Below are 25210 nucleotides of genomic sequence, written 5' to 3' on the forward strand. Positions count from 1 at the left end.
CATGTCCGTCCGCAAGAAGCTGATGGTGCTGCACCGTGTGTGCTGGATCGCCTTCGTCGCCATGGCTGTGGCGGGGGTGTTCGTCGGCCACCTGTATCCGTTCTGGCTGACCTTCGTACCCGCGGCCGCGGCGATCACGATCGCTCTCCTCCTGAGCCGCACCGGCGCCGTGTCCCGGGCCCGCGAGCCGCACCGCCGCCCGGCCGTGGAGGTCGGCCCGCCGGTGGCCGGGCGCTGGGTCGCGGTCAACAGCCCGGCGGACAAGGTGCCCAGCCACGGCACCCATGTGTACGGACAGGCGTACGCGATCGACATCGTCGCCGAGCCCGGGGGAGAGGGCGACGCGTCGGCTGACGCGGTCGACATGTCCGGGGGAGAGGGCGTGCCCGCTCGGCCGCCGTTCCGCTGGGTGTGGCCGATAGCCCGCCGCAACCGTGACTTCCCGGCCTTCGGCGCCCCGCTGCTCGCGGTGGCCGACGCGACCGTCGTCCACGCGAGCCACGGTCAGCGCGACCATCTGAGCCGGAACTCCGGCCTCGGTCTCCTCTACCTGATGCTGTTCGAGGCCCCGTTCCGGGACATGCACGGCGCCGGCAAAATCGTCGGCAATCATGTCGTTCTGGACCTCGGTGAGGGCGTATTCGCCCTGTACGCGCATGTCCGGCACGGGTCGCTCCAGGTGAAGGCGGGGGACACCGTACGGGCCGGGCAGCAACTCGCCCGCTGCGGTAATTCCGGAAACTCCACCGAACCGCATGTGCATTTCCAGCTGATGGACGATCCGGATCTGGATGTGGCCCGCGGAATTCCGTTCACCTGGCGGGGCATCGGCGTCCCGTCCCATGGCGAGGCGTTCACCGCGGGGGAGTCCGCCGCTGCTTCGCCGTCCCCTTCCGCCTCCTCTTCGCCGTCCCCTTCCGCCTCCATCCCGATGAGGCCGGATCCCTCCTGACGCCCGGCCCCCGGTGTCGGTGGCGCCCGTTAGTCTCGGCGGTATGCCACCGGCCAAGAAGCGTCCGCGCAGCTACGACCACGCCAGGACGCGCACCGCGGTCCTCGCCCAGTTCGCCCATGTCCGGGAAGCCGTGGCCACGTTGACGCCTGAACAGCTCGCCCGGCCGACCAGGCTCGGGGACTGGACGGTCCGGGATCTCGCCGCCCACATCGCGATGGCGCTCTCCCGCGTCACCGGGAGCCTGGAACTGCCCGAGCCGTCCGGTCCCAAGCCGGAGCTCGCGCTGCTCCAGTGGCCGTTCTTCACCGCCGGGGCGGCCGGACGGATCACCGACGACACCATGGCGCTCGCCGTGGACCGCCCCGACCTCGACGCGTTGTACGAGGAGACGGCCGAGCGGTTCGCGGCGACGGTGCTGGCCGACGCGGGGGACCGGCTGCTGCCGACCCGGTTCGGGACCATGCGCCTCGGGGACTTCCTGGTCACCCGCGCCGTCGAGCTGATCGTGCACACGGACGACGTGAACGAGGCGGCCGGGCTCGACATCCCGTACGACCGGCAGGCGCTCGCGGCCTGCACCCGGCTGCTGGCCGACGCCCTCGCGGACAAGGCGCCCGGCGGCTCGGTCGAGGTGCGCGTCCCGCCCTTCGCGGTCGTCCAGTGCATCGGCGGCCCCAAGCACACGCGCGGTACGCCGCCCAATGTCGTGGAGACCGCGCCGCTCACCTGGATCCGGCTCGCCACCGGCCGGCTGGCGTGGGCGGAGGCACTGGACGAGGCCCAGGTCAGCGCCAGCGGTGAGCGGGCGGATCTCGGGCCGCTGCTGCCGCTGATGGGCTGAGGGGAACGGATCGGCCACTCGTTCCGTCCCATGGCCATGCGCACACAACGTATGGCAGTCAGCGTTCTGGCTCTCTTCGCCCTCGTGGCCTGCGGGACACAGGCCGCCCCCGGTTCGGGCTCCGGTTCGGACGGCTCCGGTTCCGGCGACGGCAGCGGCACCGTACGGACGGATCCGCCCGTCACCGGCACCAAGTGGACGGTGACCACCCTGGTCAGCGGCCGGAACACCACCGCCCTGCCCGCCGACCTGCCGGACGGCAGGGCGCCGCACCTCACCTTCGGCGAGGACGGCACGGTGGAGGGCAGCCTCGGCTGCAACACCTTCCACGGCAAGGCGACCGTGAAGGGCACGACGATCACCTTCGGTCCGCTCGCCTCGACCCGCAAGATGTGCGCGGCGGAGGCCATGGAGGTGGAGCGGTCCGTTCTCGCGGTCCTGGCCGGGGAAACGACGTACACGATCAAGGACCAGGTCCTGTCCCTCACCGCCCCCGGAGGCAAGGGCCTCGGCGCCTCGGCCGTGGCTCCGGAGCCGGGGAAGAGCCAGGGCTGACCGGTGGAAGAGCCGGGGCTGACGGGGAAGAGCCGGGGCTGAAGAGGCGGAGTCCAGGGCCGAGGACCGGGGCGGGGTCCAGGGCCCAGGACCGGGGGCGGCGGGGACGGCAGACGTCTCAGGAACCCGTCGGGTACGGCAGCAGGCCCGCGTCCGTCCTCTCCCAGGAAGCCCGCAGCCCGGCCAGCAGCTCAGGCTCGGCGGACGAGCGGTCGGCCTGTTCCCGGGGATCGCGCGTCAGCCGGAACAGCTGATCGGCACCGCCCCTGCCCCGGTAGTACTTCCACTCGCCGCGCCGCAGCGCCCGCTCCCCGCGCACGCGCCAGAACAGATCCCGCTCCCCGGGCTCCTCGCCGCGCAGCAGGTACCCGGCGAGGCTGGTCCCGTCCAGCGGGTACGCGGGGTCGGGCCGTGCGCCGCCCAGCTCCAGCAGCGTCGCCGTCCAGTCGGGAGAGAACACCGGCAGGTCGCTGACCTGGTGGCCGTCGATCCGGGCGGGCCAGCGGAGCAGGGCCGGAACCCGGATGCCGCCCTCCTTGAGCGAGCCCTTGTTGCCGGACAGCGGCCAGTTGTACGAGAAGCGCTCACCGCCGTTGTCACTGGCGAAGAACACCAGGGTGTCCTGCTCCTGTCCGGACCGCTTCAGCGCCTTGAGGACCTCGCCGACCGAACGGTCCAGGTCCTCGACCATCTCCTTGTACTTCTCCAGCGAACCGCCGTCGGCGTGCCACAGCGCACCCCGGTCCCCGGCCTTGATCCGGCGGACGATCTCGGCGCTCGCCTCCCGGTCCCCGTCCGCGATCCACGGCCAGTGCGGGGTGGTGAAGTTCAGGTTGAGCAGCCACGGCCTGTCGTGGTCGCGCCGGACGTACTCGCCGGCGCGCTCGGTGAGGATGCGCGTGTAGTAGCGCAGGTCCTTGTACTCGGCGTCGCCCTCGAACAGGTCGTACTCGCCGTTGCCGCCGAGCTTGGAGTAGTACTCCAGCGCGCCGCCGAAGTTCCCGAAGAACTCGTCCCAGCCCGACCTGGTCGGGCTGTAGTCCGGCAGAAAGCCGCAGTGCCACTTGCCGATCAGCGCTGTGGCGTAGCCGCTGCCGCGCAGCAGTGAGGCGAGCGTCGGGTGCGTGGGTTCGAGGCCCACCGACCGGTCCGCGATGGGCTCGGCCAGCCCGCCCTTCGTCCGCCCCGGGTAGCGCCCGGTGTAGAGGCTGAAGCGGGTGGGGGAGCAGGTGGCGGAACCGGAGTACGCGTCGGTGAACCGCACCCCCTGACGGCCGAGCCGGTCCAGGTGGGGGGTGCGGATGTCCGGGGAGCCGTACGAGGAGAGGTCGGCCCAGCCGAGGTCGTCGCCGAGGATGAAGAGGATGTTGGGCCGCCGCGCGTGCCGTCCGCGGGCCGCCCGGAAGGGCCGTTCCTCCACGGATCGCGGGGGTGCGGGCTGCGCCGCCGCGGCGGGCGGACCGATGGTCGCGGCTGCCGCCGTCGCGCCGACGGCCGTACCGAAGGCGCGCCGGGTGAGCGGGGATATCGAACTGGAGTTCTGGTTGATCGGATCGTGGGCGTGCGAAGGCATGAGGGGGTCCTCGGGGCAGGGCGGCGGACGGCCGGGCGCACGGCATGGCGTGGCCCGGCCTGGGCGCGGCCGGGGAAGCAGGGCAGGGGAGGAGGGGCGCGCGCATCGGCGAGGATCGGCGCGTTCTCAAGCGCACTCTCAGTGCACACTCGGCGCCGGCCCGGTGTCCGCCGTCAGCGAGCACGTGCATGCGTACATACGCGCGTACGTGCCCACGTGCGGCACCGGCGCCCGGGGCGAGCCGGGCGGCGGCGGGGTGCGTGAGGGTCAGGAGCAGCGACAGATGGCGCTCGACACACGTCCCAGATCGACGTGGCGGCGCTCCACGAGCGTGACCGAACGGTCACCGGGGGGCTGCATGGCCCAGGAGCCTGCCAAGAGGGCATGCGCGTGTCAACGCCGGTCTCGCACTCCGGACGCCCGCCCCGCACCCCGGACGCCCGCCCCCGCCCCGTACGTACCCCGGACGGGCGCACCGCCCACAACCCACCGCCCACACCCCCCCCGCCACCGCTCCCCCGCCCGGTGTCGGTCCATCGCCCGCGCCCCTCCGCACGAGCCGCCCGTCCGCGCCCCTTCCCCACCGCATCCCCTCCCCGCGTGTGAGGCTCACCACGAAACGAGCGTTCGACCGGTGGCCGGTGCGCCGTCGGCGCCGGTTCACCCAGTGCCACGACCTGGCGCGTTCCGGCCGACGGCGGCCGATGGCCGGAACTGGCCGGTAACCGGCTTTTTTTCGGGGTGACGCCCGTGCCCGGTGTCTCCGGGCGGTGTCCGGACACCGCTCGATGATCACTCCGGGTGATCGCGCGAAGCCCCCCGAAACGCCTGCACCCGACCGCCCCTCGGGGTGTTCCCGGTGCTCCGGCGGCTCTTTGCGGACCGGTCCCGAATTCGGACCAGTGGTCGACCTCGCCTACACTCGGTGTCGTGCCCCGTGGTGATGGACGACTCAACCACGACCTGCTCCCCGGAGAGAAAGGCCCCCAGGACGCTTGTGGCGTCTTCGGTGTCTGGGCTCCGGGTGAAGAGGTCGCCAAGCTCACCTATTTCGGACTGTATGCCCTGCAGCACCGTGGACAGGAGTCCGCGGGCATCGCAGTGAGCAACGGGTCCCAGATCCTGGTCTTCAAGGACATGGGACTGGTCTCGCAGGTCTTCGACGAAACGTCTCTGGGATCCCTCCAGGGCCATATCGCGGTCGGTCATGCCCGCTACTCCACCACCGGTGCCTCGGTGTGGGAGAACGCGCAGCCGACGTTCCGTGCCACCGCGCACGGCTCGATCGCCCTGGGCCACAACGGCAACCTGGTCAATACGGCCCAGCTCGCCGGGATGGTCGCCGACCTTCCGCGCAAGGACGGCCGCGCCACCCAGGTCGCCGCGACCAACGACACCGACCTGGTGACCGCGCTGCTCGCCGGCCAGACCGATGACGACGACAAGCCGCTCACCGTCGAGGAAGCCGCCGCGAAGGTGCTTCCCGAGGTCCGGGGCGCCTTCTCGCTCGTCTTCATGGACGAGCACACGCTGTACGCGGCCCGCGACCCGCAGGGCATCCGCCCGCTGGTCCTCGGCCGTCTGGAGCGTGGCTGGGTGGTGGCCTCCGAGTCCGCCGCCCTCGACATCTGCGGCGCCAGCTTCGTACGCGAGATCGAGCCGGGTGAGCTCGTCGCCATCGACGAGAACGGCCTGCGCACCTCGCGCTTCGCGGAAGCGAAGCCCAAGGGCTGTGTCTTCGAGTATGTCTACCTGGCCCGCCCCGACACCGACATCGCCGGGCGGAACGTCTACCTCTCCCGGGTCGAGATGGGCCGGAAACTGGCCGCCGAGGCCCCCGTCGAGGCGGATCTGGTCATAGCGACGCCGGAATCCGGCACGCCCGCGGCCATCGGCTACGCGGAAGCCAGCGGCATCCCGTTCGGCGCGGGGCTGGTCAAGAACGCCTACGTCGGCCGGACCTTCATCCAGCCGTCCCAGACCATCCGCCAGCTGGGCATCCGCCTCAAGCTGAACCCGCTCAAGGAAGTCATCAAGGGCAAGCGCCTGGTGGTCGTCGACGACTCGATCGTCCGCGGCAACACCCAGCGCGCCCTGGTCCGGATGCTCCGCGAGGCCGGTGCCGCCGAGATCCACATCCGGATCTCCTCGCCGCCGGTGAAGTGGCCCTGCTTCTTCGGCATCGACTTCGCGACCCGCGCCGAGCTGATCGCCAACGGCATGTCGGTCGACGAGATCGCCACCTCGATGGGTGCCGACTCCCTCTCGTACATCTCGCTCGACGCGATGGTCGAGGCGACCACGATCGCCAAGCCGAACCTGTGCCGCGCCTGCTTCGACGGTGAGTACCCGATGGAGCTGCCGGACCCGGAGCTGCTCGGCAAGCAGCTGCTGGAGACCGAGCTGGCGGCCGGCCCCGCGGCGACCGCCGCGGCCGACGCGCTGCGCCGTCCGTGACCCGGACCGGCCGGCAGCCTTCCCACCAGCCCCGTATCTCCACACGAAAGATCCCAGGCAATGTCTGAGACAACAGGTGCTTCCTACGCGGCAGCGGGCGTCGACATCGAAGCCGGTGACCGCGCCGTCGAGCTGATGAAGGAGTGGGTGAAGAAGACGCAGCGCGCCGAGGTCGCGGGCCTCGGCGGCCTGGGCGGCTTCGCCGGCCTCTTCGACGCCTCGGCGCTCAAGCGCTACGAGCGCCCGCTCCTGGCCTCCGCCACCGACGGCGTCGGTACGAAGGTCGACCTGGCGCGCCGGATGGGTGTGTACGACACCATCGGCCACGACCTCGTCGGGATGGTCGTCGACGACCTCGTCGTCTGCGGTGCCGAGCCGCTCTTCATGACCGACTACATCTGTGTCGGCAAGGTGCATCCCGAGCGTGTCGCGGCCATCGTGAAGGGCATCGCCGAGGGCTGTGTCCTGGCGGGCTGCGCCCTCGTCGGCGGCGAGACCGCCGAGCACCCGGGACTGCTGGGCCCCGACGACTTCGATGTCGCCGGCGCCGGTACGGGCGTGGTCGAGGCCGACCGCCTGCTCGGCCCGGACCGTATCCGTAAGGGTGACGCGGTCATCGCGATGGCGTCCTCCGGTCTTCACTCCAACGGGTATTCGCTGGTCCGCCACGTCGTCTTCGACCGGGCCGGCTGGGCGCTGGACCGTCAGGTCGAGGAGTTCGGCCGCACCCTCGGCGAGGAGCTCCTGGAGCCCACCAGGATCTACTCGCTGGACTGTCTGGCCCTCACCCGTACGACCGAGGTGCACGGCTTCAGCCATGTCACCGGCGGTGGCCTGGCCAACAACCTGGCCCGGGTCATCCCGGACGGCCTGCACGCCACGGTGGACCGTTCCACCTGGACGCCCGGCGCGGTCTTCGAGGTCGTCGGCCGGACCGGCCGGGTCGAGCAGCTGGAGCTGGAGAAGACGCTCAACATGGGCGTCGGCATGATCGCGATCGTGCCCGCCGATTCGGTGGACGCCGCGCTGACGACGCTGGCCGACCGCGGGGTCGAGTCCTGGGTCGCCGGTGAGATCACCGACCGTGGCGCGCACGCCACGGGCGCCGAGCTGACCGGCAGCTACGCGAGCTAGGGCCCGGGGCTCCCGGCGGGCTCCGCCCCCGGGCAGGGGCTGCTCCCGAACGCCGGACGGGCATGATCGCCCGCTCCGTCCGGCGGCCGGGTGCTCACGCTCCGTTCCCGGACCGGGACAGCACAGAACCCGGTCCGGGACGGGCCCGGACCGGGTTGTTGTGTCAGCGCGAGGTCAAGCGCCGCGGCGCTGTGACGATGGACCGGACTGGTCGTCCTCGTCCTCGTCATCGTCGTTGTACAGATCCGCGTACTGTGCGTACGGGTCATCTTCCTCGTCGTCGTCCTCGAACGGCTCAGCGTTCGGTGGTTGACTCGAAGGCGATGCGCCCAGCTCATTGGCCAGACGCGACAGGTCAGTCCCGCCGCTGCTGTACTTCAGCTGGCGGGCGACCTTTGTCTGCTTGGCCTTTGCCCGGCCGCGCCCCATGGCTCGACCCCCTCGGTGACGGGGCTCGACGGCCCCAGAGTCTTGACACGCGTTCATGTTTCAGGACGGACTCCCAGTAGAGAGACCGCGCCCGTAGAGCTTTAACGGTACCTGCTTCCGTGGCCATACGGTACGCCGCCCGTGTCTTGCGCCCCGGTGCAGGGTCAGCGAGGAGCTCCGTCCTCCCTGGTCAACTGCGATTTTAACCTCTTCTTGGCGGGCGACCCGCCGACCGGCGTGAGTCTTGTCTCGCCGGCCGGCGGCTCAGCCCTGCCGGGTCCGTGTGAGGGACCCGCATGCCCGTGTCACGGGCCTCTGAACGGCCCGTGACCGGTCAGTGACGGCGGGCTTCGGCCATCCTCTGCTCGGCGATGCGGTCGGAGGCCGCGGCCGGCGGAATCCCATCGGCCTTCGCACGTGCGAATATGGCCAGCGTGGTGTCGAAGATCTTCGACGCCTTCGCCTTGCACCGGTCGAAGTCGAAGCCGTGCAGCTCGTCGGCGACCTGGATCACACCACCGGCGTTGACCACGTAGTCGGGGGCGTACAGGATCGAGCGGTCGGCCAGGTCCTTCTCGACGCCCGGGTGGGCGAGCTGGTTGTTGGCCGCGCCGCACACCACCTTCGCGGTGAGCGCCGGGACGGTGTCGTCGTCGAGAGCACCGCCGAGCGCGCACGGGGCGTAGATGTCGAGGCCCTCGGTACGGATCAGCGCGTCGGTGTCCACCGCGACGGCCACCTCGGGGTGGGGGCCGGTGATCCGGCGTACGGACTCCTCGCGGACATCCGTGATGATGACCTCCGCACCGTCCTGGAGCAGGTGCTCGACGAGGTAGTGGCCCACCTTGCCGACACCCGCGACGCCGACCTTGCGGCCCCGCAGCGTCGGGTCGCCCCACAGGTGCTGGGCCGAGGCCCGCATGCCCTGGAAGACGCCGAAGGCGGTGAGGACGGAGGAGTCGCCGGCGCCGCCGTTCTCGGGGGAACGGCCGGTGGTCCAGCGGCACTCCCGGGCGACGACGTCCATGTCGGCGACATAGGTGCCGACGTCGCAGGCGGTGACGTAGCGCCCGCCGAGCGAGGCCACGAAACGGCCGTAGGCCAGGAGGAGTTCGTCCGACTTGATCTGTTCCGGATCGCCGATGATGACGGCCTTGCCGCCACCGTGGTCGAGTCCGGCCATGGCGTTCTTGTACGACATACCGCGCGAGAGGTTCAGCGCGTCGGCGACGGCCGCCTCCTCGGAGGCGTACGGATAGAAGCGGGTGCCGCCGAGGGCCGGGCCCAGGGCGGTGGAGTGGATGGCGATGACGGCCTTGAGGCCGCTGGCACGGTCCTGGCAGATCACGACTTGCTCGTGACCTCCCTGATCCGAGTGGAACAGGGTGTGCAGGACGCCGTCGGTCACATCGGTCACTGTGGTGACTCCCAAGTACGAAGCGGCGGAAGCCCTCCTGCAGGTGGGGAGGGCCCTGTACCGGCCGGCACGGCCGGTACGGGCAAGAGCGTAAGTCCTACGGAGCCGTGGATCGGCGCCGGTGTGGAGGATCACCCCCCGGGGGAGTACGGGCGTGACACGATTCGCTGCATGTCGGTGGTGTCTTCAGTGTTCGTCCCTTACACGTCCTACCTCCGGGTGTACGAGCCGCTCGCCGCGTTCCCGGAGCCCGAGCGAAGCCACTGGGCCCGTTACGCGCAGCGCCCCTCCCTGCCGACGTACCAGGACGAACTGCGTCGTTCGCTGGCCGACTTGGTGCCCACCCCGCCGGTCGGGGTGCCCGTGCACGAGAGCGGCGACGCGTTCGTGGCGGAGCTGGACGGGGTGGTGTGCGTCTGTCCGTGGCGTACGCGGCTGCGCGGATGGCTGGCGCTGGAGGAGCTGGGGGGACTGTTTCCGGCCACTGTGCTCGACGCGGTGCTGCCCCCGGTGGTCCGGGGGCAGGCGAGCGTGGATCACGAGCGCTGGCGGAAGCGGAATCCGGATGCGCGCCCATGGATCCGGACCACGGTGTGGCACGTTCCGGTGCGCTGGTTCGTGCTCTTCGCCGACGAGGAGCGGGAGTACCGGGCGTACGCGGCTGCGGACGGCGACGGGGAGGGCGGCGGCGACGGAGGGGTGCCCGTGCTGCGATACCGGACCCCGATGGTGCAGGCCCGGCGCAGGCTGGCGCGGGCGCTGAGAACGCTGCGCGAGAGCGTCGACGACGGGCCGCTGGCCGAAGGGCTGGTGGACGTGGGCCGCTGGCTGGAGGAGTTCCATCCGCGCGCTCTCGTCGAGCTCGACTACGGAGGCCTGGTGCACGCGCTGCCGGCGGAGCATCTCGCGGCGGACCGGTCGGCCGCGGATGTGACCGAGGGGCTGGCCGCGCTGAGGGACGGTGACAACGACGGGGCGAGCGTGGCGTACGCCCGGCTCGCGGAGCGCTGGCGGTCGGTACGGGACCGCCAGTTCACCAATTGACGTGAAAAGGCGCACAGCGGAATCAACCTGAGTGAACCGGGGCATCCTTCCTTCGGGGCGAATCCGGCCGGGAGGAGGTGACGAGGTGCTGAGGCGGCGCTGAGGCGAGAAGCCGGGAGGAACAGCCGGGATTCCGCGGGAACTGACGGGGTGTGAACCTGCGTCCCGTGTGGCACGTGGGATGGCTGAGGCGGAAGACTACTCCTTACGGTCTGGGACCTACGTCCCGAACCGGGCCTTTGCCTCAAGCGTGACGGATAGCACTAACGGGGCCCTTGCGCCCATCCCTGCTCCTCGTGCCAAAATAGGACAAGGAGTCCGGGGAGGGCTCCATCCGTCCAACTACGGGCGGAATGCTCAGCATTGCACGCTATGGGGGGTCTGGTGACTCCTGATCGCTCTGTGACTGATCGTCACGGTGGTGTGACTGTCCGCTATGGCATGGTCCATCGGCTTCCGTCGCTGATGAACACCTGGGAGGGCAATTCCATCGGTTTGGCCGAAGCGGCTGGACGGATGGTGTAGTTGTAGTGCCGAGGACAAGCCGTTCGTCCTATAACCGACTCGGCCCGCGTCCGCCATTTCGGGCAACGTGGGTCAAGGTGCAGAATTTAGAGGAAAGAACCGAGAATGTTCGGTTCTCCCGAGGAGGCCGCTCATGACCGCTCGCACCCCTGATGCCGAGCCGCTGCTGACCCCGGCTGAGGTTGCCACGATGTTCCGCGTGGACCCGAAGACGGTCACCCGTTGGGCCAAGGCTGGCAAGCTCACGTCCATCCGCACGCTCGGTGGGCATCGCCGGTACCGCGAGGCAGAGGTCCGCGCACTGCTTGCGGGTATTCCGCAGCAGCGCAGCGAGGCCTGACACACCCCTGTCACGCCGCACCACAACCGGGCTGCTGCCAGGTCCCCCAAACCTCAGCCGCCCACCCATAGCTCCACACGACGGACGCCCGCCCCAACGGGCGTCATGCCTTCGTCAGAGGGCTGCGTCGTTTTGATCGCGCTGGACTCCGCCGGGTCCAGCGCGATCTTTTTGTGTCCGCGCTCACATCCGTGCTCACGCCCGTGCCCGGGTGTCCGCGGGCTCCGGGCGGCCCTGACGGGCCCGGCGCAGAACCGCGCGGTCGGTTCGGTTCGACTGGCTGTGGGCGGGTCTGCGGGGGAGTGTGGGTGAGCGTCCCGGACGCTCGGGGACAGCTCCGGACGGAACGGTCCGGTAGTACTGGCGCGTAGGTGCAATTGCACATATTAAATTCGCCAGTTGTAGGAAGGGCGTAAAGTCACCCCTTCTGAAAACTACTGCCGTGACTCCCGTCACACTGCCTGAAGCTTGCCAACTACGAGCCTGCCACTGCCGGGAGGCGAAACCACCCGGCCGATGGTCATGTCGGGGCAGGACTTTCGTCCTCGGTCGCGTCCGGCGCCCCGGAGGGTCTCTCCCGGCCCTCCGGGGCCTCGGGCGGCTCTGGAGCCTTCGGGGGCGTACGAGGGGCCTCGGGGGCCTCTGGAGGCTCCATGGCGAGCCGCAGCAGGCGGTGGCAGACCGGACAGTGCCGGGTGAGGTGGCGGAAGTCGGAGGCGGCGGCCAGATGGGCCCGCAGCAGTGCGCGGGTCTCGTGCCGTGCTGTGGACGCGGACATACGAGCCACCTCCCGGTGGGCCCGCCGCTCCTCGCCGGGGAAACAGGAGCGGCCCTGCTCTACGGGGTACCCGTGGCAGATGCCGCCGTCAAGACGAACGAAAGCCCGGATCCAGGGGATCCGGGCTTTCGTCTACTGCGGTCCTGACGGGATTTGAACCCGCGGCCTCCACCTTGACAGGGTGGCGAGCACTCCAAACTGCTCCACAGGACCAGGTTTTCGCTGTCTGCCTCGCGGCTGGCTGCGAAACCAGACTGTACAGGAGGTGGGAGGTCCAGGTCGACTTCACTCCTGGTGGTGACTCCGTTACGCCACCGGGGCGGCCCGGATCCGGGCCCGCGGCCCGGCCCGGAGCGCGCCCCCGGTCACGGGGCCGCCGCGTCGATCGCCTTCACGATCCGCTTGTCCGAGACCGGGTAGGCCGTGCCCAGCGCGTGCGCGAAGTAGCTGACCCGCAGCTCCTCGATCATCCAGCGGATGTCCAGCACCTCCTGCGGGACGGGCCGTCCCTGCGGGAGCTGTTCGAGCAGCCACGCGTACTCGTCCGCCATCTCGTGGACCTTCTCCATGCGCGTGGTGTCGCGCTGGACGGCCGTCGGCATCTGCTGGAGCCGGCGGTCCACGGCGACCAGGTAGCGCATGAGGTCGGGCAGCCTGCGCAGCCCGGTCGCGGTGACGAAGCCGGGCGGCATGAGCCGGGCCAGCTGGTCCCGTACATCCGTGACGTTGTTGACCAGCGTCAGGCTGTTGGTGGACTTCAGACGGCGCTCACAGGCCTGCCAGGCCGCCAGGATCTGCTGCACCTGGTCGATGGTGCGGACGGTCAGGTCCACCAGGTCGGCGCGCACCTTGTCGAACAGCTTCCGGAACGACTGCTCGTCCCAGGCCGGACCGCCGTGGGCGGCGATCAGCCGGTCGGCGGCGGCGGTCGCGCAGTCCTCGAAGAGCGCCTGGACGGAGCCGTGCGGATTGCGGGACAGGGCCAGCTTCTGCTGGTTGGTCAGCCGGTCCGAGGCGAACTTGGCGGGGTTCACCGGAATGTTCAGCAGGATCAGCTTCCGGGTGCCGCGCCACATCGCCTGCTGCTGCTCGGCCTCGGTGTCGAAGAGCCGTACGGCGACGCTGTCGCCCTGGTCGGTCAGCGCCGGGTACGCCTTGACCGGCTGGCCGGCCCGCCGGGTCTCGAAGACGCGGTTCAGGGTGCCGATCGTCCAGTCCGTGAGGCCGGAGCGCTCGATGGACTCGCCCGAGGGGCCCGCGGTCGCCGCGGCGGCCTTGGAGAGCGCCTGACGGGCCTTGGGGCGCAGCCGGAGCTTCAGCGCCTCCAGGTCCTTGTCCTCGGCGACCTTGCGGCGCCGCTCGTCGACGATCCGGAACGTGATCTTCAAGTGGTCCGGGACACGGGTCAGGTCGAAGTCGTCGGCCGTGACCGGGACGCCGACCATCCGCTGGAGCTCACGGGCCAGCGTGAACGGCAGCGGCTCCTGGAGGGGCACGGCACGGTCCAGGAACTTGGCCGCGTAGTCCGGCGCGGGGACGTAGTGGCGGCGGATCGGCTTGGGCAGTGAGCGGATCAGCTCGGTGACCACGTCCTCACGCAGCCCCGGGATCTGCCAGTCGAAGCCCTCGGCGGTGACCTGGTTGAGGACCTGGAGCGGGACATGGACGGTCACACCGTCGGCGTCCGCGCCGGGCTCGAACTGGTACGTCACCCGGAATTTGAGCTTCCCCTGCCGCCAGGAGTCCGGGTAGTCGTCCTTGGTGACGGCCCCGGCCTTCTCGTTGATGAGCATCGAGCGCTCGAAGTCCAGCGCGTCCGGCTCGTCACGGCGCTTGTGCTTCCACCACGAGTCGAAGTGCGCTCCCGAGACGATGTGCTCGGGAATCCGCTGGTCGTAGAAGTCGAACAGCGTCTCGTCGTCCACCAGGATGTCGCGGCGCCGGGCGCGGTGCTCCAACTCCTCGACCTCGCCGAGGAGTTTGCGATTGTCATGGAAGAACTGGTGGTGCGTGCGCCAGTCGCCCTCGACCAGGGCGTTGCGGATGAAGAGGTCGCGCGAGGCCTCCTGGTCGATACGGCCGAAATTGATCTTGCGCTGGGCGATGATCGGTACCCCGTAGAGCGTGACCCGCTCGTAGGCCATCACCGCCGCCTGGTCCTTCTCCCAGTGCGGCTCGCTGTAGGTGCGCTTCAGCAGATGCTGGGCGACCGGCTCGATCCACTCCGGCTCGACCCGGGCGTTGACCCGCGCCCAGAGCCGGGACGTCTCGACCAGCTCGGCGGACATCACGAACCGGGGCTGCTTCTTGAACAGCGCCGAACCGGGGAAGATCGCGAACTTGGCGCTTCGTGCGCCCAGGTACTCGTTCTTCTCGGTGTCCTTCAGCCCGATGTGCGACAGCAGCCCGGCCAGCAGCGAGGTGTGCACCGCCTGCTCGGGGACGCCCTCGTCGGCCTTGGGCTCCTCGACGGCGATGCCCATCTGCTTGGCCACCGTACGCAGCTGGGCGTAGATGTCCTGCCACTCGCGGATGCGCAGGAAGTTCAGATACTCCTGCTTGCACATCCGGCGGAAGCTGGAGGAGCCGCGCTCCTTCTGCTGCTCGCGGATGTAGCGCCACAGATTCAGGAACGCCAGGAAGTCGGAGGTCTCGTCCTTGAACCGGGCGTGCTGCTGATCGGCCTGCGTCTGCTTCTCCGAGGGCCGCTCGCGCGGGTCCTGGATGGAGAGCGCGGCGGCGATCACCATGACCTCACGGGCGCAGCCGTTGCGGTCGGCCTCGATGACCATGCGGGCCAGCCGCGGGTCGACGGGCAGCTGGGAGAGCTTGCGTCCCAGCGGTGTGAGCCGCTTCGAGGCGTCCTTCTCCGCGGGATCCAGCGCGCCGAGCTCCTGGAGCAGCTGGATGCCGTCGCGGATATTGCGGTGGTCCGGCGGGTCGATGAAGGGGAACTTCTCGATCTCGCCGAGGCCCGCCGCGGTCATCTGGAGGATGACGGAGGCCAGATTCGTCCGGAGGATCTCGGGGTCCGTGAACTCCGGCCGGGTCACGAAGTCGTCCTCGGAGTACAGCCGGATGCAGATGCCGTCCGACGTACGGCCGCAACGGCCCTTGCGCTGGTTCGCGCTGGCCTGGGAGATCCGCTCGATCGGGAGCCGCTGGACCTTGGTGCGGTGGCTGTACCGGGAGATACGGGCGTTGCCCGGGTCGATCACGTACTTGATACCGGGAACGGTCAGCGAGGTCTCGGCGACGTTCGTCGCGAGAACGATCCTGCGGCCGGTGTGGCGCTGGAACACGCGGTGCTGCTCGGCGTGCGAGAGACGCGCGTACAGGGGGAGCACCTCGGTGTGCCTGAGATTGCGCTTGTTCAGCGCGTCCGCCGTGTCGCGGATCTCCCGCTCGCCGGAGAGGAAGACCAGGACGTCGCCGGGTCCTTCCCCGTGGAGTTCGTCGACGGCGTCGCAGATCGCGGTGATCTGGTCCCGGTCGGGATCCGCGCTGTCCTCTTCGAGGAGCGGGCGGTAGCGCACCTCGACCGGATACGTACGCCCGCTGACCTCGACGATCGGTGCCTCGCCGAAATGCCGGGCGAAGCGCTCGGGGTCGATGGTCGCGGAGGTGATGACGACCTTCAGATCCGGGCGCCTGGGCAGCAGCCGGGCCAGATAGCCGAGGAGGAAGTCGATGTTCAGCGACCGCTCGTGGGCCTCGTCGATGATGATCGTGTCGTAGGCGAGCAGCTCGCGGTCCGTCTGGATCTCGGCCAGCAGGATGCCGTCCGTCATCAGCTTCACGAAGGTCGAGTCCGGGTTCACCTGGTCGGTGAAGCGGACCTTCCAGCCGACGGTCTCGCCGAGCGGGGTGTTCAGCTCCTCGGCGACCCGCTCCGCGACCGTGCGCGCCGCGATGCGGCGCGGCTGGGTGTGGCCGATCATGCCCCGGACGCCGCGCCCCAGCTCCATACAGATCTTGGGGATCTGCGTGGTCTTCCCGGAACCGGTCTCCCCGGCGACGATCACGACCTGGTGGTCGCGTATCGCCTCAAGGATCTCGTCCTTCTTCTGGCTGACCGGAAGCTGTTCCGGGTACGACAGGGCGGGCATCCGCGCGGCGCGCCCGGCGAGCCGCTCGGCCGCCTTCCCCGACTCGGCCGCGATCTCGTCCAGCACGGACTGTCGGGCCTCGGGCTTGCGGATCCGGCGGGCACCTTCGAGGCGACGGCCGAGCCGGTGCGCGTCACGGAGCGAGAGCCGGCCGAGCTGGGACTGGAGATCGGCAAAGGAAGTAGACATACGGGTCCCAGGATCTCACCCGGGCCCGAGGAGTGGCGAACGCATTTCACGCGGACTGCGTCACCTTCCCGGTGACCGCGGGAGCGGAGGCGGTCATGGCACGTACCATTTCGGGCAACTGAACGCGTGCCCCGCAGGATTCTCCAGGAAAGGCCGTCCCCGTGTCCCGTACGCAGTGGTGCTGCCTGACGGCGGTGCTCGCGGTGGTCCTGGGGCTGTTCTGCGGACCGGCGGCGACATCGGCCCCGGTCGCCCGGGACGCAGCGGTGACGGGCCCGGTGGGGGCGGTCCCGGCGGGGGCGCCGGCAGCGGTGCCCGATGCCGGCGCAGATGACTCCGCCTCCGACGGCTCCGCCGCCGTGCCCGCCGTCCTTGCCGACGCCGGTGACACCGCGGTCCTCGCCGGTGAGGACCGCGGCGGCTCCGGCATCCCGGGCTGCGGCAAGAAGCGGAACCACGACGGCACCGAACCCGCCGCCCCGGTCCGCGCCCGCGCGCTGAACGACCAGGCGCCCGGCCTCGTCCAGTGGGGCCTGCCCGCGGTCATCGGCCAGGAGCCGGCCCGCGCGCTCGTACGGATACGGCTGTGCGCCCCCGCTCCCGCCACGCCCACCCCCGTCGAACTCTCCGTGCTGAGGGTGTAGCAGCCCCGCTGCCCCGCCCTGCCCCTTTCCCGCATCATCAGCACGGAGTGCCCCATGCCCACGCCCCACCGCACCCGCTCCACCTCCTCGTCCCCGCGCTCTTCCTCGTCCGCCAGGAAGCCACTGATGTACGGCGCCGTCGTCGTCATCGCCGCCGGCCTCCTAGGCTTCGTCTCGTACCGCGCCACCGCCCCCGACTCCGGCTCCGGCGCTTCCGCCTCGGCACCGGCCGCCGAGGTGTCCACCGACCCGGCGGAGGGCGTCTACCCCGAGCTGGCGAAGCTGGCCCGCCGCGACGCGGGCGACAAGCTCGCCCAGGGCCGCGCGGACGCCCCGGTCGTGCTCATCGAGTACGCCGACTTCAAGTGCGGCTACTGCGGGAAGTTCGCCCGTGACACCGAGCCCGAACTGGTGAAGAAGTACGTCGACAACGGCACCCTGCGCATCGAGTGGCGCAACTTCCCGATCTTCGGCGAGGAGTCCGAGGCCGCCGCCCGCGCCGCCTGGGCCGCCGGACAGCAGGACCGCTTCTGGCAGTTCCACCAGGCCGCCTACGCCGAAGGAGCCAAGGAGAAGGGCTTCGGCAAGGACCGGCTCAAGGCGCTCGCCCAGCAGGCCGGGGTGAAGGACATCGACCGGTTCATGACCGACCTGGACGGGGCCGCGGCGCGCGCCGCGGTCGGCAAGGACCAGGAGCAGGGGTACGGCATCGGCGCCACCTCCACCCCCTCGTTCCTGATCAACGGCCGCCCGATCGCCGGAGCCCAGCCGATGGAGGCCTTCACCCAGGCCATCGAGGAAGCGGCCGAGCAGGCGAAGAGCGCCGGCACCGGCAACGCGGGGAACTCCGCGAAGTGACGGCGGACATCGGCTACTTCGCGGCCTTCCTCGGCGGGCTGCTCGCACTGGTCAGCCCGTGCAGCGCCCTGCTGCTCCCGGCCTTCTTCGCGTACTCCATCGACTCCACCTCGCGCCTGCTGGCCCGTACCGGCATCTTCTACGCCGGTCTGGCCACCACCCTCGTCCCGCTCGGCGCCGCCGGCTCGTACGCGGGACGGCTCTTCTACAGCCACCGCGACGCCCTCGTCACGGGCGCGGGCTGGCTGATCATCGCGCTCGGCGTCGCCCAGATCGTCGGGCTGGGCTTCGCCTCGCGGCGGATCGCGGCCCTCAGCGGCCGGATCCGCCCCACCACCGCGTTCTCGGTCTACGCCCTGGGCGCGGTCTACGGCCTGGCCGGATTCTGCGCGGGGCCGATCCTCGGCAGCGTCCTCACCGTGGCGGCCGTCAGCGGCAGCCCGGTCTACGGGGGGCTGCTGCTCGCGGTCTACGCACTGGGCATGGCCGTACCGCTCTTCGTGCTGGCGCTGCTCTGGGAGCGCTTCGACCTCGGCCGCCGTGCCTGGCTGCGCGGCCGTACCTTCCGGCTCGGCCGCTTCGAGCTGCACACCACGTCGCTGCTCTCCGGGCTGTTCTTCATCGGCCTCGGCGCGCTGTTCCTGATCTACGACGGGACGACGGCGCTGCCCGGTCTGCTGAACGTGGACGACTCGTTCGCGGTCGAGCAGTGGGCGCAGCGTCTCGGCGAGCGGGTGCCCGATGGCGTACTGCTGGGGTCCGTGGTGGCTGTGGTGCTGCTGGTGCTGGGCGTACGGGCCTGGCGGCGGCGGGACGGCGGCACCACCGGTACGCCGGAGCGGAAGGAAGGCGTCTGACACGGCGAAGGCCCCGTCCGGTGGACGGGGCCTTCGGGTGGTGGCTGGGGCCGGGATCGAACCGGCGACCTATCGCTTTTCAGGCGATCGCTCGTACCAACTGAGCTACCCAGCCACGCAGCGCACAAGGGCTGCAGCGGTCCTGACGGGATTTGAACCCGCGGCCTCCACCTTGACAGGGTGGCGAGCACTCCAAACTGCTCCACAGGACCAAGCAATGTGCGAGACGAGTCTCGCACACGGTAAAGCGTGCCCCCAACGGGATTCGAACCCGTGCTACCGCCTTGAAAGGGCGGCGTCCTGGGCCACTAGACGATGAGGGCTAATTGGCCCACCTGTTCGCTTTGCAGCGCGTCGGGGACGTGAGAAGCATATGGGATGCGGGGAGCTATCGCCAAAACGGTTTACCGGGAGGTCGCGACGGGCGTCGGCGAGGGTCCCCCGTTCTCCAGGTTCTCCTGTGGAAGATGGCGGCTGACCTCGGCCGTCGTCAGGCCCAGACCGCCCAGGGTGATCTCGTCCCACGCTTGCAGCCGGCGGGTGGCCCGGTCCAGATAGAGCACCGAGGCGCGCACCTTCTCGGGCTTCTCGTTCTGCACCGCGCGCAGTCCGCCGCCGCCCGTGGAGCCCTCGACCTTCAGGCGCGTACCGAGCTTCAGGAGTTCGTTCACCCGGTGGTGCACATGCCCGGCGAGCACCAGCGGGACCGTGCCGTCGGTCTCCCGGGCGGCGTTCGGGTCGTGGGCGACCGCGATGTCCACCGGGGTGCCGGCCCGTTTCTGGGCGCGGATGGCCGCGGCGAGCCGGGCGCCCGCCGCCTGCTCGGCCACCCGGCCCTCGGCGGGGAGGGAGCGGTCCGGGGTGAACTGCGGATCGCCGATGCCGGAGATCCGCAGCCCGGCGACGCTCACCGCGCTGCCCTCGTCCAGGACACGCACGTTCTCGAAGCCCTTCAGATAGTCCTGGGTGACCGGGGAGTCGTGGTTGCCGCGGACCCAGACATAGGGCGCGCCGAGGTCCCGGACCGGGTCCAGGAAGCCGTTCTCGGCGGCGCTGCCGTGGTCCATGGTGTCGCCGGAGTCGATGATCACGCCGATCTCGTACTGCTCGACGAGGGAGCCGATGATGTGCCAGGCCGCGGGGTTCAGGTGGATGTCGGAGACGTGCAGGACGCGGATGGTGCCGGGGTCCGGGCGGTAGACGGGGAGCGTGGACGTGGCGTCGTACAGCTTGGTGACATTGGTGACGAGCCGGGCCAGTTCCCGCTGGTAGACATCGAATTCGGTGACGATCGAGCGGGCGTCGCCGACGACGGAGGGGGCGCTGGACAGCAGTCCGGAGAACCGCGGCTCCAGGACGGACTTCGGGTTCCAGGTGGCGTACGCGCTGACGGCGGACGCGGCCAGGAGCGTCAGCGCGAGCCCTCCGGCGGCCAGGGCGCGGCGGGGGCGGCGGTAGACGGCGAGGCCGAGCGCGGTGGCGCCGGAGACGACGGCCGCGCAGGAGCGCACGGCCAGCTCGCGGGTGCCGGTGGCGACGTCCCTGGTGACCTGGTCCTGGAGGCCGGAGAACTGTTCGGGGTGGTCCACCAGGGTCTGGGAGCGCCCGGGGTCGAGGCGGTCGACGTCGACGTCCAGCCGGAGCGGGGCGACGTGCGAGTCCAGCTCCAGGGCGCCGAGCGGGGCCACGTTGATCCTGCTGCCGCCGGTGAGGGAGGGGCGCAGGGTCATGTTCGTGTCCATGGGCCCGACCGGGGTGCGGACGCTGCCCACGATCAGGAGTCCCAGCCAGGCCCCCAGGACGACGACGGCGAGCAGGCCCAGGGCACGGAGGTACGGGTTCGGGGCGCCGGCGAGGGGGTCGGCGGGGTCCCCGGGGGAGCGGAGGGGGTGGTGGAAGGGGCTGCGGAGGACGCTGCGGAGGGAGGTGCGGGGGTGGCGCTCGGTTCGGGGGCGGTGCCGGGTGCGGGCGACTGCGGCACGGAACGGGTCGCGGGCCATTGGACCCGTATGCCCCGATACGGCGCCCGCCATGCGGGGGCATGGCGGCAGGCCGCGGGCCCACCCCGGCGGACTCCCCCGTTCGGGTCCGTCATACGTGACAATGGCGGGGTGCTGGAGATGACGCGGGAGCAGTTCGAAGAGCTGGTGAGCCAGGCTCTTGACCGGATTCCGCCGGAGCTGACGCGGCTGATGGACAACGTCGCGGTGTTCGTCGAGGACGAACCGGACCCCGGCGACCCCGAGCTGCTCGGGCTGTACGAGGGCACTCCGCTCACGGACCGCGGTGAGTGGTACGCCGGAGTGCTGCCGGACCGGATCACCATCTACCGGGGCCCGACGCTGCGGATGTGCGAGTCCCACGAGGACGTCGTCGCGGAGACCGAGATCACCGTGGTCCACGAGATCGCCCACCACTTCGGCATCGACGACGAGCGGCTGCACGCGCTGGGTTACGGGTGAGCGGTCCCCGTTCCGGGCGGCGGCCCGGCGGCGGCCATGCGATCAGCGGCGGCGACGGCGCGGTGGACGGCGATGGTGACGGCCGCGGAGGCGGCGGTGACGGCACCGGTCCGTCCGGGCAGGCGGGGGTCCTCGGGGCCGTCGCGGCCGGCGGGGCGCTGGGCGCCGTGGCACGGTACGCGGCCCTGCGGCTCTGGCCGGCCGCCGACGGGGGCTTCCCGTGGACCGTCCTCGTCGTCAATGTGACCGGCTGCGCCCTGATCGGCGTCCTGATGGTGCTGGTCTCCGAGCGGGGCACGGTCACCGGTCCGCTGGTGCGGCCGTTCCTCGGGGTGGGGGTGCTCGGCGGGTTCACGACCTTTTCGACGTACGCGGCCGATGTGTCGGGGCTCCTGGTGCGCCAGGAGGTGCCGCGTGCCATGGCCTACGCGGCGGCGACGGTCGTGGGCGCGCTCGGCGCGGTGTGGGGCGCCGCCGCGACGACCCGGGCGCTGCTGGGGCGGTCCGAGGGCGGGCGGTCCGCAGGCGGGCGGCGGGGATGAACTGGCTGCTGGTGGTGATCGGCGGTGCCGCCGGGGCGGCGTTGCGCCATCTGACCGACCGTGCGGTGCGGGCGCGCCACGGCGTTGGGCTGCCGTACGTGTTCCCGTGGGGAACGTTCACCGTCAACGCGGCGGGCAGCCTGCTGCTCGGGGTGCTGACCGGGGCCGCGGTCTCCGCACATACGTACGCCCTGCTGGGCACGGGGCTGTGCGGGGCGCTCACGACGTACTCGACCTTCTCGTACGAGACGCTGCGGCTGGCCGAGGGCGGCCGGGCCTTCCTGGCGGCCGCGAACGTGGTGGCGTCCCTGCTGGTGGGGCTGGGGGCGGTTCTCCTGGGCGCCGAGCTGGCCGGTGGATTCGGCGTCTGACGGGGTGCGGGAAGGGCGTGCGCCGGGGTGCGCGGCGGGCGGGCCCGGGGTGTGACGGGAGGCGCCGCGGGCCGGGCGGGTGACGCCGCGGGCGTGTCTCCGGCGGGGGTCGGGGAGTTGGGCACGGAGCCGCTCCTTTTACGGCCCTGTCGTCGTGCGTCCTCGCGGTCCCACCGCGTCGTTCCGTCCGGCCGTCGCTTCCCGCCGTTCCGCGTGGCTGCTCCACTCCGCCGTCTCCTCGCCCCGGAGGTATCACCCGTGCGCCATCTGTCCGCTCCTGTCCGCTGGGCCACTGTCACCGCGTTGACGATCGCCGCGTCCACCGGCTGTATGAGCGTCGGCGACGACGCCGCGCGGCCGGGGCCCTCACGGTCCGCCGACGAGAAGGGCGGGGAGGCCGGGCCGGGCGGTGGCGCGGTGCCGGACTCCGGCCGGGCCGGCTCCGGCGGACGCCTCGCCCGCACGCACTCCGACCGGGAGGTCCCGGGGGAGCCGGACCCGGACGCCTCGGGGGCCGCGTCCTCGCACGCGCCACAGGGCCCGCGCCCGGTTCCCGGCAGCCCGCTGCCCACCCGGGGCGGCCATCCGCCGGCGCCGAGCTCTTCCGTACCGGGGCCCGGGGAGTCCCCGCCGCAGGTCACCCCGGAGCCGCCGGGCCCCTCGCAGCCCGGCCCCGGACCCGACCCCGATCCGGAGCCCCCGCAGCCCTCGGAACCGCCCACGCCACCCCCCTCGGTCTCGCCCGCCGCACAGTTCCGGACTGATGCGATGAGAGCACCGGCGCGCCCGCAGTCGCTGCGGACTCCGGAGGCATCACCGCAGGTGGGGCCGATGTAGGGCGGCCGGGGGAGGGGGCGGTTTGCGCGATGTGGGTGAGGGTGCGTATGGTGGTAGATCGTTTGATCCCATTGCCCGGCGCCGACACAGAAGAGCGCCGTGTGGCGCGTACTCTCCCTTGCCGTGGCTGGACCGCATTGAGGCGGTCGAAATTGCGAATCACGGAGTTACGGGCGCGTGCCGAGACTCCGGAAGGTTTCGCATTTCGCATGTCAATTTCCAGTTCTGACCACACCGTCATGCCCGAGAGCGTCGACAACGCCGAGCTCGCTGAGCTCGCCGAGGCCGTAGTGGCCCAGGCCTCGCAGGCATCCCAGGCGGCTCAGGCCGATGTGACCGTCGCCGACACCACCCCCGTCGCCGACACCACCACCACTGCCACGACCCCCGTCACCCCCGTCACCGTCGTGGACGTCGTCGAGGCCGAGGCGCTGGCCGAGGCGTCCGCCGAGGTCGCCGACGCCAAGGCGTCCGCCGAGGTCTCCGACGTGCAGGCCGACAGCGACGAGGCCGACGCCGACGCCGAGCCGACCGTCACCTTCGGCTCGCTCGGACTGCCCGACGGCATCGTCCGCAAGCTCGCCCAGAACGGTGTGACCGCTCCCTTCCCGATCCAGGCGGCGACCATCCCGGACGCCCTGGCCGGGAAGGACATCCTCGGCCGCGGCCGTACGGGTTCCGGCAAGACCCTCTCCTTCGGTCTGCCGACCCTGGCCGCGCTGGCCGGCGGCTTCACCGAGAAGAAGAAGCCCCGCGCCGTCATCCTCACCCCGACCCGTGAGCTCGCGATGCAGGTCGCGGACGCGCTCCAGCCGTACGGCGATGTGCTCGGCCTGAAGATGAAGGTCGTCTGCGGCGGTACGTCGATGGGCAACCAGATCTACGCGCTGGAGCGCGGTGTCGACGTCCTCGTCGCCACCCCGGGCCGGCTGCGCGACATCATCAACCGGGGCGCCTGCTCCCTGGAGAACGTCCAGGTCGCCGTCCTCGACGAGGCCGACCAGATGTCCGACCTGGGCTTCCTGCCCGAGGTCACCGAGCTGCTCGACCAGATCCCCGGCGGCGGCCAGCGCATGCTCTTCTCCGCCACCATGGAGAACGAGATCGGCACCCTGGTCAAGCGCTACCTGACCAACCCGGTCAGCCACGAGGTCGACAGCGCCCAGGGCAACGTCTCGACCATGTCGCACCACGTCCTCGTCGTGAAGCCGAAGGACAAGGCGCCGGTCACGGCCGCCATCGCCGCCCGCAAGGGCCGCACGATCATCTTCGTCCGTACCCAGCTGGGTGCCGACCGCATCGCCGAGCAGCTCATCGACTCCGGCGTGAAGGCGGACGCGCTGCACGGCGGTATGACGCAGGGCGCCCGTACCCGCGTCCTTGAGGACTTCAAGAAGGGCTACGTCAACGCCCTGGTCGCCACCGACGTCGCCGCCCGCGGTATCCACGTCGACGGCATCGACCTGGTCCTGAACGTGGACCCGGCCGGTGACCACAAGGACTACCTGCACCGCTCGGGCCGTACCGCCCGTGCCGGCAAGTCCGGTGTCGTCGTCTCGCTGGCGCTTCCGCACCAGCGCCGCCAGATCTTCCGCCTGATGGAGGACGCGGGCGTCGACGCCTCGCGCCACATCGTCCAGGGCGCGGGCGTCTTCGAGCCGGAGGTCGCCGAGATCACCGGCGCCCGCTCGCTGACCGAGGTCCAGGCCGACTCCGCGAACAACGCCGCCAAGCAGGCCGAGCGCGAGGTCGCCGACCTGACCAAGCAGCTGGAGCGCGTCCAGCGCCGTGCCGGTGAGCTGCGCGAGGAGGCCGACCGCCTGGTCGCCCGCGCCGCACGCGAGCGGGGCGACGACCCGGAGGCGGCGGTGGCCGAGGTCACCGCCGAGGCGGAGGCCGCGATCGAGGCCGCCGTGTCCGTGCCGGAGCAGCCCGTCGTGCGCGAGGAGCGCCGTGACGAGCGCGGCAACTACGAGCGCCGCGACAACCGCCGTGACGACCGCGGCGGCGACCGCGGTGGATACCGCGGCGGCAACGACCGCGGTGGCGACCGCGGTGGCTTCCGCTCCGGTGGTGGCGACCGTCGTGATGACCGTGGTGGTCGTTCGTTCGAGCGTCGTGACAACGACCGTCCGTCGTTCAGCCGTGACCGTCGTGACGACCGTCCGTCCGGTGGCTTCCGCTCCGGTGGCGGTGACCGTCGTGATGACCGTGGTGGTCGTTCGTTCGAGCGTCGTGACAACGACCGTCCGTCGTTCAGCCGTGACCGTCGTGACGACCGTCCGTCCGGGCG

At 71.0% G+C, this 25210-nt stretch carries 22 protein-coding genes and 4 tRNA genes; 15 read left to right on the top strand and 11 right to left on the bottom strand.

Going from position 1 to position 25210, the window contains the following annotated elements; translation table 11 throughout:
• Position 1: 1 nt before the first annotated feature.
• The 3 genes from ABT170_RS32395 to ABT170_RS32405 are packed head-to-tail and all read left to right on the top strand — an operon-like array spanning position 2 to position 2351.
• On the top strand, positions 2-952 hold the full coding sequence (locus ABT170_RS32395; RefSeq protein ID WP_351873362.1) for a M23 family metallopeptidase: 951 nt from the start codon (positions 2-4) through the stop codon (positions 950-952).
• Positions 953-995: 43 nt separating this feature from the next.
• Positions 996-1796: a maleylpyruvate isomerase family mycothiol-dependent enzyme gene (locus ABT170_RS32400; RefSeq protein ID WP_351873365.1), complete on the top strand. Its 801-nt coding sequence runs from the start codon at positions 996-998 to the stop codon at positions 1794-1796.
• Positions 1797-1847: 51 nt separating this feature from the next.
• On the top strand, positions 1848-2351 hold the full coding sequence (locus ABT170_RS32405; protein WP_443034334.1) for an META domain-containing protein: 504 nt from the start codon (positions 1848-1850) through the stop codon (positions 2349-2351).
• A 118-nt stretch (positions 2352-2469) separates the two neighbouring features.
• Here ABT170_RS32405 and ABT170_RS32410 read toward each other — a convergent pair whose 3' ends face one another.
• Both ABT170_RS32410 and ABT170_RS32415 read right to left on the bottom strand, forming a co-directional pair.
• Positions 2470-3924 carry a sulfatase family protein gene (locus tag ABT170_RS32410; protein ID WP_351873368.1) on the bottom strand — a complete coding sequence of 485 codons (1455 nt, stop codon included), beginning with the start codon at positions 3922-3924 and terminating at the stop codon, positions 2470-2472.
• A gap of 267 nt (positions 3925-4191) precedes the next feature.
• Positions 4192-4284, bottom strand: a complete 93-nt coding sequence (locus ABT170_RS32415) for a putative leader peptide (RefSeq protein ID WP_351873371.1) — start codon at positions 4282-4284, stop codon at positions 4192-4194.
• Positions 4285-4854: 570 nt separating this feature from the next.
• On the opposite strand from ABT170_RS32415, the gene purF reads away from it, so the two are divergent.
• Together purF and purM are read left to right on the top strand one after the other, a co-directional pair.
• Positions 4855-6381 (top strand): amidophosphoribosyltransferase, encoded by a 1527-nt coding sequence (gene purF / locus ABT170_RS32420; RefSeq protein ID WP_266932424.1) that lies wholly within the window; start codon positions 4855-4857, stop codon positions 6379-6381.
• Between the two features lie 60 nt (positions 6382-6441).
• Positions 6442-7515 (top strand): phosphoribosylformylglycinamidine cyclo-ligase, encoded by a 1074-nt coding sequence (gene purM, locus ABT170_RS32425; protein ID WP_351873373.1) that lies wholly within the window; start codon positions 6442-6444, stop codon positions 7513-7515.
• A gap of 174 nt (positions 7516-7689) precedes the next feature.
• Here purM and ABT170_RS32430 read toward each other — a convergent pair whose 3' ends face one another.
• Both ABT170_RS32430 and ABT170_RS32435 read right to left on the bottom strand, forming a co-directional pair.
• A complete protein-coding gene (locus ABT170_RS32430; protein WP_326678655.1) occupies positions 7690-7944 on the bottom strand; it encodes a DUF3073 domain-containing protein in 255 nt (84 codons plus the stop codon).
• 334 nt (positions 7945-8278) lie between these two features.
• Positions 8279-9361, bottom strand: coding sequence for a Leu/Phe/Val dehydrogenase (locus ABT170_RS32435; RefSeq protein ID WP_329944890.1), 1083 nt, complete (start codon positions 9359-9361; stop codon positions 8279-8281).
• 171 nt (positions 9362-9532) lie between these two features.
• Between ABT170_RS32435 and ABT170_RS32440 the strand changes: the two genes are divergently transcribed.
• Both ABT170_RS32440 and bldC read left to right on the top strand, forming a co-directional pair.
• Positions 9533-10405, top strand: coding sequence for a DUF8083 family protein (locus tag ABT170_RS32440; protein ID WP_329944891.1), 873 nt, complete (start codon positions 9533-9535; stop codon positions 10403-10405).
• 658 nt (positions 10406-11063) lie between these two features.
• Positions 11064-11270 carry a developmental transcriptional regulator BldC gene (gene bldC, locus ABT170_RS32445; protein ID WP_003949541.1) on the top strand — a complete coding sequence of 69 codons (207 nt, stop codon included), beginning with the start codon at positions 11064-11066 and terminating at the stop codon, positions 11268-11270.
• Positions 11271-11790: 520 nt separating this feature from the next.
• Here the strand turns inward: bldC and ABT170_RS32450 are convergent.
• The 3 genes from ABT170_RS32450 to hrpA form a co-directional block, all read right to left on the bottom strand.
• A complete protein-coding gene (locus ABT170_RS32450) occupies positions 11791-12048 on the bottom strand; it encodes a DUF6274 family protein (protein WP_329944892.1) in 258 nt (85 codons plus the stop codon).
• A gap of 138 nt (positions 12049-12186) precedes the next feature.
• Positions 12187-12261 (bottom strand) — tRNA-Asp (locus tag ABT170_RS32455).
• 152 nt (positions 12262-12413) lie between these two features.
• Positions 12414-16346 carry an ATP-dependent RNA helicase HrpA gene (gene hrpA, locus ABT170_RS32460; protein WP_329944893.1) on the bottom strand — a complete coding sequence of 1311 codons (3933 nt, stop codon included), beginning with the start codon at positions 16344-16346 and terminating at the stop codon, positions 12414-12416.
• 161 nt (positions 16347-16507) lie between these two features.
• Between hrpA and ABT170_RS32465 the strand changes: the two genes are divergently transcribed.
• Genes ABT170_RS32465 through ABT170_RS32475 form a run of 3 tightly spaced genes read left to right on the top strand, consistent with a single transcriptional unit; the run spans position 16508 to position 18705 of the window.
• The gene (locus ABT170_RS32465) at positions 16508-16990 is read left to right on the top strand and encodes a hypothetical protein (RefSeq protein WP_351873379.1); all 483 of its coding nucleotides are present in this window, start codon (positions 16508-16510) and stop codon (positions 16988-16990) included.
• A 54-nt stretch (positions 16991-17044) separates the two neighbouring features.
• The gene (locus ABT170_RS32470) at positions 17045-17848 is read left to right on the top strand and encodes a DsbA family protein (protein WP_351873381.1); all 804 of its coding nucleotides are present in this window, start codon (positions 17045-17047) and stop codon (positions 17846-17848) included.
• A complete protein-coding gene (locus ABT170_RS32475; RefSeq protein WP_329944896.1) occupies positions 17845-18705 on the top strand; it encodes a cytochrome c biogenesis CcdA family protein in 861 nt (286 codons plus the stop codon). Before ABT170_RS32470 ends, ABT170_RS32475 begins: the two co-directional genes overlap by 4 nt.
• A gap of 38 nt (positions 18706-18743) precedes the next feature.
• On the opposite strand, the gene ABT170_RS32480 is transcribed toward ABT170_RS32475, so the two are convergent.
• The 4 genes from ABT170_RS32480 to ABT170_RS32495 all read right to left on the bottom strand — a co-directional run bounded on the left by ABT170_RS32480 (position 18744) and on the right by ABT170_RS32495 (position 20705).
• Positions 18744-18820 (bottom strand) — tRNA-Phe (locus tag ABT170_RS32480).
• Between the two features lie 22 nt (positions 18821-18842).
• A tRNA-Asp gene (locus tag ABT170_RS32485) sits at positions 18843-18917 on the bottom strand.
• Positions 18918-18955: 38 nt separating this feature from the next.
• A tRNA-Glu gene (locus ABT170_RS32490) sits at positions 18956-19028 on the bottom strand.
• A gap of 81 nt (positions 19029-19109) precedes the next feature.
• Entirely contained in the window at positions 19110-20705 is a 1596-nt protein-coding gene (locus ABT170_RS32495) for a metallophosphoesterase family protein (protein ID WP_329944897.1), read from the bottom strand.
• A 111-nt stretch (positions 20706-20816) separates the two neighbouring features.
• On the opposite strand from ABT170_RS32495, the gene ABT170_RS32500 reads away from it, so the two are divergent.
• From ABT170_RS32500 to ABT170_RS32520, 5 genes are all read left to right on the top strand, one after another.
• Complete coding sequence (locus tag ABT170_RS32500; RefSeq protein WP_266932415.1) at positions 20817-21167, top strand: metallopeptidase family protein; 351 nt, start codon at positions 20817-20819, stop codon at positions 21165-21167.
• Positions 21168-21229: 62 nt separating this feature from the next.
• Entirely contained in the window at positions 21230-21709 is a 480-nt protein-coding gene (locus ABT170_RS32505) for a fluoride efflux transporter FluC (protein WP_351873442.1), read from the top strand.
• On the top strand, positions 21706-22080 hold the full coding sequence (locus ABT170_RS32510; protein ID WP_351873386.1) for a fluoride efflux transporter FluC: 375 nt from the start codon (positions 21706-21708) through the stop codon (positions 22078-22080). The genes ABT170_RS32505 and ABT170_RS32510 overlap by 4 nt, the downstream gene beginning before the upstream one ends.
• Before the next feature lie 258 nt (positions 22081-22338).
• Entirely contained in the window at positions 22339-22917 is a 579-nt protein-coding gene (locus tag ABT170_RS32515; protein WP_351873389.1) for a hypothetical protein, read from the top strand.
• 209 nt (positions 22918-23126) lie between these two features.
• The coding region (locus ABT170_RS32520) for a DEAD/DEAH box helicase (RefSeq protein WP_351873392.1) at positions 23127-25210 on the top strand (2084 nt) is incomplete at its 3' end.

The organism is Streptomyces sp. NPDC001787, assembly GCF_040297465.1.
GTDB lineage: Bacteria > Actinomycetota > Actinomycetes > Streptomycetales > Streptomycetaceae > Streptomyces.

Bases quoted from the DNA above. Each gene is read 5' to 3' on its own strand.
- ABT170_RS32440 (WP_329944891.1), top strand. From the start codon at position 9,533: ATGTCGGTGGTGTCTTCAGTGTTCGTCCCTTACACGTCCTACCTCCGG.
- ABT170_RS32415 (WP_351873371.1), bottom strand. From the start codon at position 4,284: ATGCAGCCCCCCGGTGACCGTTCGGTCACGCTCGTGGAGCGCCGCCAC.
- ABT170_RS32450 (WP_329944892.1), bottom strand. From the start codon at position 12,048: ATGTCCGCGTCCACAGCACGGCACGAGACCCGCGCACTGCTGCGGGCC.
- ABT170_RS32510 (WP_351873386.1), top strand. From the start codon at position 21,706: ATGAACTGGCTGCTGGTGGTGATCGGCGGTGCCGCCGGGGCGGCGTTG.
- ABT170_RS32495 (WP_329944897.1), bottom strand. From the start codon at position 20,705: ATGGCCCGCGACCCGTTCCGTGCCGCAGTCGCCCGCACCCGGCACCGC.
- ABT170_RS32400 (WP_351873365.1), top strand. From the start codon at position 996: ATGCCACCGGCCAAGAAGCGTCCGCGCAGCTACGACCACGCCAGGACG.
- ABT170_RS32430 (WP_326678655.1), bottom strand. From the start codon at position 7,944: ATGGGGCGCGGCCGGGCAAAGGCCAAGCAGACAAAGGTCGCCCGCCAG.
- ABT170_RS32395 (WP_351873362.1), top strand. From the start codon at position 2: ATGTCCGTCCGCAAGAAGCTGATGGTGCTGCACCGTGTGTGCTGGATC.
- ABT170_RS32405 (WP_443034334.1), top strand. From the start codon at position 1,848: ATGGCAGTCAGCGTTCTGGCTCTCTTCGCCCTCGTGGCCTGCGGGACA.
- hrpA (WP_329944893.1), bottom strand. From the start codon at position 16,346: ATGTCTACTTCCTTTGCCGATCTCCAGTCCCAGCTCGGCCGGCTCTCG.
- ABT170_RS32410 (WP_351873368.1), bottom strand. From the start codon at position 3,924: ATGCCTTCGCACGCCCACGATCCGATCAACCAGAACTCCAGTTCGATA.
- purM (WP_351873373.1), top strand. From the start codon at position 6,442: ATGTCTGAGACAACAGGTGCTTCCTACGCGGCAGCGGGCGTCGACATC.
- bldC (WP_003949541.1), top strand. From the start codon at position 11,064: ATGACCGCTCGCACCCCTGATGCCGAGCCGCTGCTGACCCCGGCTGAG.
- ABT170_RS32470 (WP_351873381.1), top strand. From the start codon at position 17,045: ATGCCCACGCCCCACCGCACCCGCTCCACCTCCTCGTCCCCGCGCTCT.